This window comes from Cupriavidus mimosae (assembly GCF_023952485.1).
Taxonomy (GTDB): domain Bacteria; phylum Pseudomonadota; class Gammaproteobacteria; order Burkholderiales; family Burkholderiaceae; genus Cupriavidus; species Cupriavidus taiwanensis_C.
The window spans coordinates 1-8,947 of the sequence record NZ_JALHRY010000039.1 but is presented as its reverse complement, the minus strand read 5'-3'; the positions used below and the strand labels follow the sequence as shown (position 1 = coordinate 8,947).

Here is an 8,947-nt window from a genome sequence, read left to right as displayed (position 1 = left end):
GACGTAACAGCGAGAGCTGAAATCCCTGGCATGCCCGGGGTACGCTACACAGCAGGGATTGACATTCCCGAATTCACTGAAGCGGCTTTCGAGGCACTGAGACGAGAACGGGATTACCTTGCGCGGCAGGGACACAAAGGCCCGATGCCACCGGCGGTGTTCGTCGCGATTTCTGGTGGTGGCGACAATGGTGCATTTGCCGCTGGCCTTCTGAATGCGTGGACCGCAACTGGGACGCGACCGGAGTTCAAGCTCGTCACCGGCATCAGTACCGGGGCCCTGATAGCCCCTTTCGCTTTCCTCGGGCCGAAGTACGACGGGACTCTGAAAGAGGTCTACACGACAATTTCCCCGAAAGACGTCTTGGAACCGCGTAGCTTTCTGGCAGGCGTGCTGAGCGATGGCATGGCGGATAATGCGCCGTTGCTAAGGCTGACGCGAAAATCCGTGACGGAGGCCTTCCTGAAAGAGATTGCAGCGGAGTACGCAAAAGGTCGCATGCTGTTGGTCGCCACTGCCGACCTTGATGCAAGGCGCGCAATCATCTGGGACATGGGTAAGATCGCAAGCTATGGTGGCCCCAAGGCATTAGATCTGTTCGTAAAGGTCATGGTGGCGTCAGCTTCGATCCCGGGCGGCTTCCCACCGATGATGGTCGACGTCGTAGTCGACGGAAAGCCCTATCAAGAAATGCACGTTGACGGGGGAATCGTCGCACAGGTATTCGCTTATCCGGCTGGGATACGCATCAACGACGAGGCGGCGTCGGTCGGAGTCAAGCGGGAGCGCAAACTCTATGTGATCCGCAACGCCAGACTCGATGCGGATTGGGCGCAAGTTGAGCGCTCCACAATGAGCATTGCCTCTCGCGCGGTCGCTTCGTTGATTCAAAGCCAGGGTATCGGCGACCTTTACCGCATTTATGCGACTGCAGAGCGTGATGGTGTTGATTTCAATCTTGCCTTCATCCCGGCGAGTTTCAAGGCGCCCCACAAGGAAGAGTTCGACACCGATTACATGCGAGCGCTCTATGACACTGGCTATAACATGGCGTCGAAGGGTTACCCTTGGGCTAAGGCCCCGCCTGGGTTCGCCTTGCCGGCCGCTATAACGAAATAGCCCTCAGATGTCGGATTCCCTGCCGATTGCATTATGGCTAGCACCTGATGCGGCCCAACCTTTATTCTGACGAATGATGTCCGCATCCCATTCGTCCTTGTCGCCGGTCATGTGCCAATATGGAATGGTAGCGAGGGATGATCAATTTTCACAGAGGCTGCGTAAGTCTGCTCGACACGAGCATGCGAATGCGGCCTGGCAGTAGAGCAGAGCGTCATCCTGACCAAGCAAGGAGGAGTGTGAAAATGGTCGAATCGAAAAACGGACGTTGGAGCCAGACCGGCAGGGTGCTGGCCGTGGCCGGTCTTCTGGCGCTATCGGGCGCTGCCCCGGCAACCGAGCAGTCGCAGCAGCGTCAACAAGGCAGAGACGCAAACCAGGCAGCCAAACAGCAGGCGCGTTCGGGAAAGGTCGACTGCCGGGCTGAAAATCAGAAGAGCAACGCTGAGTGCCGGCAGGACAAGCGCGACACGAAGCAGGAGGGCCGTCAGGAAAAGCGGGACACCAAGTACTAAAGAGCCGTATCGGTCGACCGCCGTGCCCGCCAGCAGCGTAGCTGTCCTGCGACGCCAATGCCGTGGGCTGAGCCGGGACTAGCGGTCTCCCTAAAGCGGTTGCGGTTGCCGTTGCCTTGCAGGTCGGGGGCGTTTCTTATCTTAGTATCGATTCGGTGCATGCGGGACCACCGCGGGCGGAAGATACGGCTCGAATTCTCCCGCTCCATCATCCTCTGCGGCTAAAAAGAATCCGTAGCGCCTTCAGTTCCAGATCGGATCTTCCTTCTGCATCTGGTCCTTGGTTTTCTTCATCCAGTAGGCACCGATCTGGCGCTCGGTGACGTAACCCTGCTTTTTCACGTCGATCTTGTCGAAGTTTTCGTAGACCTTTGGCATTCCCGCCTGAGCCTCGTCACGAGTCAGCTTGCCATTATGGTTGGCATCGGCCGCCTTGAAGCGCTCGGCGATAAAAGCCTTGGCCTGGGCCGTAGTCGGGGGCGCTGCGGGAACGTCGGATGGCGCCGCACCCGGTTGCGATCCCTGGGGTGTCTGGGCGGCCGCGCCTATCGAAGTCAGTGCCATCAGGACTGCGAAACCAAATGCGGGCAATTTGCATGCGGACATGTCGTTCTCCTCGATACGTTATGTGTGTTTGGACTTCAGACACCAAAACGACTTCTGATCAAACTCCTGTGAGCCTTGGCTCACCAGCATTCTAGGCGCTCCGCACCGGGAGCGCTTCACTGGCGACTGTTGCAACCGGCCGACACTGTTTTTCCGTTTCGAGCGTTTCCAGTCATCGAATGTTGGCGGAGAGCGTATTACGCTCCTATGCTCGAACAGGTTGCCTGGCAGCATGCCGTAAGGTCAGCCATGCAGCGACTGAAGCCGTGGTTGAACCACCAACAAAAAAGAACGAGAGGAGAGCGGGCATGGCACTGAAAAGAATGGCCTTGATGTCATTGCTTGGATGGCCACTGGCAACCGTTGCGCAGTCAAGCGTCACGCTGTACGGCGTGATCGACGCCAACGTGGAATACGTCAACCACGCCGGCGTCGTGCCGACGGCCGCCAATGGTTTTAATCCGGGACCGGCCAACGATGCCTACCGTCTGACTTCGGGAGGGCTATCCGGCTCCCGCTGGGGCCTGCGCGGCAACGAAGACCTGGGTGGCGGCATCAAGGCCCTCTTCGTGCTGGAAAGCGGCTTCGGCATCGACAACGGCTTGTCGCAGCAAAGCGGCCGTCTGTTCGGCCGCCAGGCATACGTGGGCGTCCAAAGCAGCCGTCTTGGCATGGTCAGCCTTGGCCGGCAATACACCTCGATGTTCGAGGCCCTGGCCAACTTCTCTCCGACCGCCTATGCCACGCAGTATGAGCCGGTCGTCATGCAATCCGGCCCCAATTACCGCGCGGACAACACCGTCAAGTACACCGGGAAGTTCGGGGGACTGACGGCGCTCGCGCACTGGTCCTTCGGCGTCGGGGTGGCCTTGCCCGCCTCGGTAGGATTCCCCATTCCGATCGGCGGCAATGGCGAAGTCCCGGGGCAGTTCCGGCGCGACACCGCCTATGGCGGGGCGCTGGCTTACACGTTCGGCCCGTTCGCCGCGACCGCGGGCTATGACCAGTGGAATCCCACCATCGGCACCGGCACCGGCACCATCAAGAAAGCCGCGGTAGGCGCCAGCTATGCCTTCGGCCCGGCCAAGATCATGGGCGGCTACCGTTGGGGCCAGAACAGGAATGCGGCCGATGCCCTGATCCAGCGCGATGACTTCTACTGGGTCGGCGCCAACTATCAGGTCACGCCGGCGCTGGCACTCACGCTCGAGTACAACTACGACGATCTCAAGAACCTTTACGGCAATACAAGCGTGGCCAATCCGTGGCAGATCTCCTTCGTGGCCGACTACTCGCTGTCCAAGCGTACCGATGTCTACGTGACCACTGCCTATGCCAAGAACGCCGGCTTGATGCTTGACTCGCTCGCGACCGTCTTTGCCAACAGTCTGTCGCTGGGTAACAGCTATGTGCTGGGCAACGGGCAGAGCAATATGTTCGGCGTCGCCTTGGGTATCCGGCACAAATTCTGAGCCGACCCGCAATCGTCGCCTAGTTCCTGCACGCATTGCGTCGCAGCCTTCTGGAGGGCCACGTGTTAATCCGAAGCACAATCGTCTCTGCCTGCGTGGTGACCATGCTGGTTTCCGCATGCTCGACCACGCCGATAGCCGCAAGTCAGGCGGCGCCAGCACCTTCCGAGCGGCTTAGCGGATTGCAAACGCCGCCACCCGGCGAGTTTGCAACGCTGGTCGTGACCCGGGACCAAGGGTTCTACGGCAGCGCTTGCGATACCGTCCTGTCAGTCGATGGGAAGGAAGTTGGCCGACTCAGATCCGGTGAGGTGGCGCGGTTCTACGCCAAACCGGGGGCGATCATTCTTGGCGCCCAGACTTCGGCCATGTGTCTCGGTGGCTTGAAGGAGAGGGAGATAAGGCTCACTCCAGCTGCGACGGTCCGTTACCGGATTTCCATCGATTCGAGTGGCGGCCTGGATTGCGGCGATCTTTTCTCCGGCGATGAAGGGGTACCATCGTTCAATGTACGATCGGAGTTGGTCATTGAGCATAGCTGTCCGGATTTGTAGCAGGTTGTGCGCGAACCGGGGCCGCCAAGCCATCTGCTGCCGTTTCACGAATCGCTTGCTGGCCACCTGGTTGACGGCAGACTCGACGAACCCTGATGCAATGGGCTCCTCATGCCGATAGCGGTCACCGTAGTTCACTACGATGCAGCTCCGACTGTTGTCCAGGTAGACGATGAACTCCTCCAGTTTGTCAACGAGCTTGGCCTCTTCGGCGCTGGCCTCAGTACCAGATCCCAGCCCAGGCTTTCCAGTCGGCGTAATCTGGATAGAGGCAGCCATGCCATGAGTGCTACTTGGCGCCCCGCAGCGCCTTTACCAGAGTCCGCGCGCACGCGCCCGTCCCGCACGCCTCTTGATTCTTCGTTCGGCTGAGTGTGCAATGCCGAGCATGACCCTGAGCCATGCCTAAGGAGGATTCTGTGAAGAAGGGCGTTCTGATCTGTTGCGCCGCCGCCTCGGTCGGGTTCGCGGGCCTGCCTGCGATGGCGAAGGATGGTGTCGCGATCACGCTGCCGGACCAGCGGGTGGCTGTGCTGTCCGAGGGCGATCTGGAAGCGGCCTCGATGGGCAGCTACAGCGTCGCCGTGTTCAAGGATGCGCAGCTCCTGCATTTCGACGCCGGCGCGGTATTCTCGCGCAATGGCACCATCTTTCGAGATGACGGTAAGCTGCGCGCGAAGTTCGCCGACATCACCGGCGACGGCATCCAGGCGCTGGTTCTCTCCAAGCTCACCGCCGGCTCGGGAAAATACCTGGAAGTGGATGCGTTGCGGATCGACGCCGGCAGCGTACGCCTTCTCACGCGCGTCCAAACCGATACCCATCACGATGAGATCGCCGAGCTGAAGGCGGCGTGCCGGCGGGGCGCGTGCTCGCCCAAGTAGCGCGCCGAGCAGCGGGGCGCGGTCTCCTCAGTGGCGACCGCGCCATCGACCCGCGCTGGGGCTGGGACGTGGGTGACGGCGGACATTGCACGAAAGCTGCGATAAGGTTCGATAACTAGCCCGTATCACTCGTATGACGCCGCCTCGCGCTTGTCTATTGCGCAACCTCCCACGGGGGGGTCCCATGCGTCTGCACCTTTCCTCTGCTGTGCACACAGCACCGTGCGTTTGTGCATAAAAAAGCACAAGTTCTTACGCGCGCACGTTGCTAAAAATCCTCTTCGCTGAGTTTTCACCGTTTCGGATATTACGAATTCGATTATTTCGAATTATCATACCGTCACACGTACGATCCGGGGACTTCCATGCACGCAACCATCACTAACACGACGCTGCCTTCGGCAGACGAAAGCGCTATCGCTCGGGAATCGAGCCGTAGCCTGGCGGTGGCACTGGACAGCCGATCCGATACGCAGCAATTCGATTTCAAGACTGACAAGGGCGAGTTGCATAGTGTCACATTGCCCACCTCTGCTCTGAGGCTTCTCGTCGAGGTTCTCGCCGAAATCGGCCAAGGGAACGCCGTCTCCATCATTCCAATTCACGCCGAGCTGACGACGCAAGAGGCGGCGGACCTGCTTAACGTCTCTCGCCCATACTTGGTTCAACTTCTGGAGAAGGGCGAGATTCCGTTCCGTAAAGTCAACACGCATCGGCGCGTCCTCTACCAGGACGTTGTCAGCTACAAGCAGCGCATTGATGACGAGCGACGCAAGGCACTAGACGAACTCGCAGCGCAGGCCCAAGAGTTGGACATGGGCTATTGAGCATGACCTCCAACTTCGCTGTCGTCTACGATGCTTGCGTTCTCTATCCTGCTCCGCTGCGCGATCTGCTGATGCGGCTCGCGCTGACCGACCTGTACCGTGCAAAATGGACGAATCAAATTCATGACGAGTGGGTTCGCAACCTCCTCGCGCGGCGGCCGGAGCTTTCCGCGGATCGTCTTGCAGGCACGCGCGAACTGATGAACCGAAGCGTTCGCGATTCGCTAGTTTTCGGCTATGAACACCTTATTGAGTCCATTGAGTTGCCTGACCCTGACGATCGACATGTGGTCGCGGCCGCAATTCATAGCGGCTCGGAGGCAATCATCACCTTCAATATGAAGGACTTTCCGGAAGCAGCGCTCAAGGAGTTCAACGTCGAAGCGATCCACCCGGACGATTTCGTCGTGGACCTCTTTGATCTGAATGCAGGGAAGGTCCTAGCGGCAGTGGCGGACCACCGTGCATCTCTGAAGAATCCACCGAAGTCTCCTTCGGAGTATTTGACCACCCTTTCGGCGCAAGGCCTGACGCAAACGGTGTTGATCCTAACGCAGTACAGTTTGGCAATCTGAATCCCCGTGCAGGTAGCCAGTCCGTCCCGGCGACCGATGCTCGGCCCCCAGACGTCGTGGCAAGCCGGCGACGATCATATACGTATACGGCAGGGCAGATGCCTCAGCAAGAAGATGCTGCACCGGGCTTGGAACAAGGTCGTGCAAGCCGGCGACGGCTTTCACCCCGGAAAGTCTGTCACGGCACATTCGACATAACGCCCGTAAGCCGCAATTTGCCGGGACATGGCTCACCGCGGCCTTCGGCTTTCCCTTTCTCAGGCCGCCATGACGGCTCGCCAAAGCACCATCGCGCCAATGTTCACGACGACAGTGCCCCAGAACATCGCCTGAAACGCCCGCTTGCGATTCTTGTGTCGCAGCAGGTGCTGGGCGGCGAGCGCGCCCGGCCAACCGCCGCAGAGCGCCAGCAGGTGCAGGGTGGTCTCAGGCGTGCGCCACGTATTCCGGCTGGCCCGCGTCTTGTCGTCGCCATAGGCGAAGAACGTGATGAGGCTCGTCACGAGGCTGACCAGGCCGGCCTGGTGTGGAAAATAACCCATCAGGGCGCCGCCGGCGATGAGGCCCAACGCCGCGAGACCCGCGAACACCGGCCAAAGACTCGTGTCCGACCGCGCCTTCGTTGCGCCGACGATGGCAACGTTCAAGGCTTGTGGCCTGCCGTCCCGGCCTTTGCCGAGTTCGAAGCTCACGCGGTCGCCAGACGTTGGCGTCACGGCACGCGTTTGTAGGGCGGTGATGTGAAAAAACACATCCGTGTCCGCGTGGACGTTGATAAAACCAAAGCCCTTGTCTGCATGCCACGTCTTGACCCGACCTGCTTTTCTCATGGTTTTTGTGTGATGTTGCGCGAAGGATGCAGTTTAAGGGATGCCGTCAAGCGAAACTATGGCGGGAGTTCGCGAAGTTACCGGGTAGGGGCTGGCGGCTCTGCCACCCGTAGTCGGTGGGGTGTTGGCTCGTTGCAACCCGTTGTGCGTGTCAGATCGGGTAGATTTGCCGGTAGGGGGATGGCGCGGGCTGCAGTGGATAACAACAACAGGTAGAGAAATGGGTCGCAGAAGGAAGGAGCCGTCGCTTAGCGAGATATTGATCGATGCGCCGTGGTGGGTATCTGCAGCGCTCGCAGTGGGTGCCTACATCGTGTTGCGCGGGGTCGTCCCAGCGATATTCGGATCGAGCCCATTGTTGACGGGCATTGCGGTGTTAAGCCAGTCGTTAGCTTGGATGCCTGCCGCCATGTTCGGCTTTCTGGGTGTGCTGTCATACATCCGTGCGCGGCGTAGGGAAAGGGCAGGGCAGCAAGAAATCCCCGTGAGGGCTCGGAGTTCTCGCACGAGTCGATCGTCGTCGCGGTGGAAGTCATCCCAATCCTCCGGTGAATCCATGGGGTCCAGGGAGGACGTCGGCCCGCCGCCGCGGACAGCCGCCTTAGCGGAAAAGCCGGAAATCAATAGCTGGACGCTCGATGCCCTCCAGCAGCTGGAGTGGAAGCGATTTGAGCTGCTTTGTGTTGGGTACTACGAGGCGATGGGATTCACCGTCAAGACCGTGCCCCACGGTCCCGATGGCGGCATCGACGCAACCTTGTACAAGGCTGGCCGGGATGGTCCCGTGGCCGTGGTCCAATGCAAGGCATGGCGCAAGCCGGTGAAGGTGGAGCAGGTCCGCGCGCTTGCCGGTGTCATGCACGAACACAAGGTGCGTCGGGGCGTTTTCTGGTCGTTGTCTGGCTATGTCGGGCGACCGGTGCAGGAGTCGGCGGAGCGAGCCGGCATTCAATTGCTTGATGGTGCGGGTATTGTCGAACGGATACGCGCCCTCGATCAGTACAAGCAAGCGACGCTGCTGAAGCAGGCGTTTCGGGGGGACTATCGCACGCCGACATGCGCGGCCTGCGGAATCAAGATGGTCGAGCGGAAGGGACCAGCTGGTGCATTCTGGGGTTGCCTGAACTATCCCGGTTGCAGGGTCAAGCTCTCCCGCAACGTCTAAGAACCGGCTGGATAATCATCGCGCTTTCAGGCAAAGGTCACTCTCAGGTAAGGCTGGCTGTTCGGCAGGCTGGAGCGCCGGTTTTCTGCATTGATACTGACACTCTCCTTTAAGCGAGTCATGCCTCGTGAATCGCCCAGAGCGCGGCAAGAACCTGGCACTTTCTATCCGGTGGGCTCTTTCCGACCCTTCTCCGACGTTTGCCAGCGGGCTACCGAATGGCTGCGACGGCGGAGAACGGTCATCTGCTCAAGTGTTGGAAGCAATCGGGTGATAAAAGGAGGGACGGATTCACTGCGAGCGAGCCAGATCAGTGATGGCATCGCGGCTGCAAGCGATTTCACGTAGCCGGTACTTCTGAATCTTTCCGGTTCCGGTTTTGGGTAGCGGCCCATAAACA

Annotated in this window: 9 protein-coding genes and 1 pseudogene; 7 read left to right on the top strand and 3 right to left on the bottom strand. The window is 59.8% G+C overall.

From position 1 onward, the window contains the following. Together MKD50_RS29675 and MKD50_RS29670 are read left to right on the top strand one after the other, a co-directional pair. Nucleotides 1-1,119, top strand: a 1,119-nt coding sequence (locus MKD50_RS29675) for a patatin-like phospholipase family protein (RefSeq protein ID WP_240987415.1), incomplete at its 5' end; no start/stop codon positions are given. A 245-nt stretch (nucleotides 1,120-1,364) separates the two neighbouring features. Further along, nucleotides 1,365-1,634: a hypothetical protein gene (locus MKD50_RS29670; RefSeq protein WP_012354448.1), complete on the top strand. Its 270-nt coding sequence runs from the start codon at nucleotides 1,365-1,367 to the stop codon at nucleotides 1,632-1,634. Between the two features lie 243 nt (nucleotides 1,635-1,877). On the opposite strand, the gene MKD50_RS29665 is transcribed toward MKD50_RS29670, so the two are convergent. Next, nucleotides 1,878-2,240 carry a CREC-EF hand family protein gene (locus MKD50_RS29665; protein ID WP_012354450.1) on the bottom strand — a complete coding sequence of 121 codons (363 nt, stop codon included), beginning with the start codon at nucleotides 2,238-2,240 and terminating at the stop codon, nucleotides 1,878-1,880. A gap of 308 nt (nucleotides 2,241-2,548) precedes the next feature. On the opposite strand from MKD50_RS29665, the gene MKD50_RS29660 reads away from it, so the two are divergent. Beyond that, the gene (locus MKD50_RS29660) at nucleotides 2,549-3,712 is read left to right on the top strand and encodes a porin (RefSeq protein ID WP_012354452.1); all 1,164 of its coding nucleotides are present in this window, start codon (nucleotides 2,549-2,551) and stop codon (nucleotides 3,710-3,712) included. Nucleotides 3,713-4,179: 467 nt separating this feature from the next. Here the strand turns inward: MKD50_RS29660 and MKD50_RS29655 are convergent. After that, a pseudogene (locus tag MKD50_RS29655) lies at nucleotides 4,180-4,555 on the bottom strand (ISKra4-like element ISBte1 family transposase); the annotation flags it as partial. A gap of 130 nt (nucleotides 4,556-4,685) precedes the next feature. Between MKD50_RS29655 and MKD50_RS29650 the strand changes: the two are divergent. From MKD50_RS29650 to MKD50_RS29640, 3 genes are all read left to right on the top strand, one after another. Then, nucleotides 4,686-5,150: a PliI family lysozyme inhibitor of I-type lysozyme gene (locus MKD50_RS29650; protein WP_018003707.1), complete on the top strand. Its 465-nt coding sequence runs from the start codon at nucleotides 4,686-4,688 to the stop codon at nucleotides 5,148-5,150. A 365-nt stretch (nucleotides 5,151-5,515) separates the two neighbouring features. Next, the gene (locus MKD50_RS29645) at nucleotides 5,516-5,977 is read left to right on the top strand and encodes an excisionase family DNA-binding protein (protein ID WP_012354456.1); all 462 of its coding nucleotides are present in this window, start codon (nucleotides 5,516-5,518) and stop codon (nucleotides 5,975-5,977) included. A 2-nt stretch (nucleotides 5,978-5,979) separates the two neighbouring features. Further along, nucleotides 5,980-6,552 carry a PIN domain-containing protein gene (locus MKD50_RS29640; RefSeq protein ID WP_018003706.1) on the top strand — a complete coding sequence of 191 codons (573 nt, stop codon included), beginning with the start codon at nucleotides 5,980-5,982 and terminating at the stop codon, nucleotides 6,550-6,552. Nucleotides 6,553-6,809: 257 nt separating this feature from the next. On the opposite strand, the gene MKD50_RS29635 is transcribed toward MKD50_RS29640, so the two are convergent. After that, nucleotides 6,810-7,382 carry a DUF1294 domain-containing protein gene (locus MKD50_RS29635; RefSeq protein WP_012354459.1) on the bottom strand — a complete coding sequence of 191 codons (573 nt, stop codon included), beginning with the start codon at nucleotides 7,380-7,382 and terminating at the stop codon, nucleotides 6,810-6,812. Nucleotides 7,383-7,938: 556 nt separating this feature from the next. Here MKD50_RS29635 and MKD50_RS29630 point away from each other — a divergent pair. Then, nucleotides 7,939-8,547 (top strand): restriction endonuclease, encoded by a 609-nt coding sequence (locus MKD50_RS29630; RefSeq protein ID WP_018003705.1) that lies wholly within the window; start codon nucleotides 7,939-7,941, stop codon nucleotides 8,545-8,547. Nucleotides 8,548-8,947: the final 400 nt, after the last annotated feature.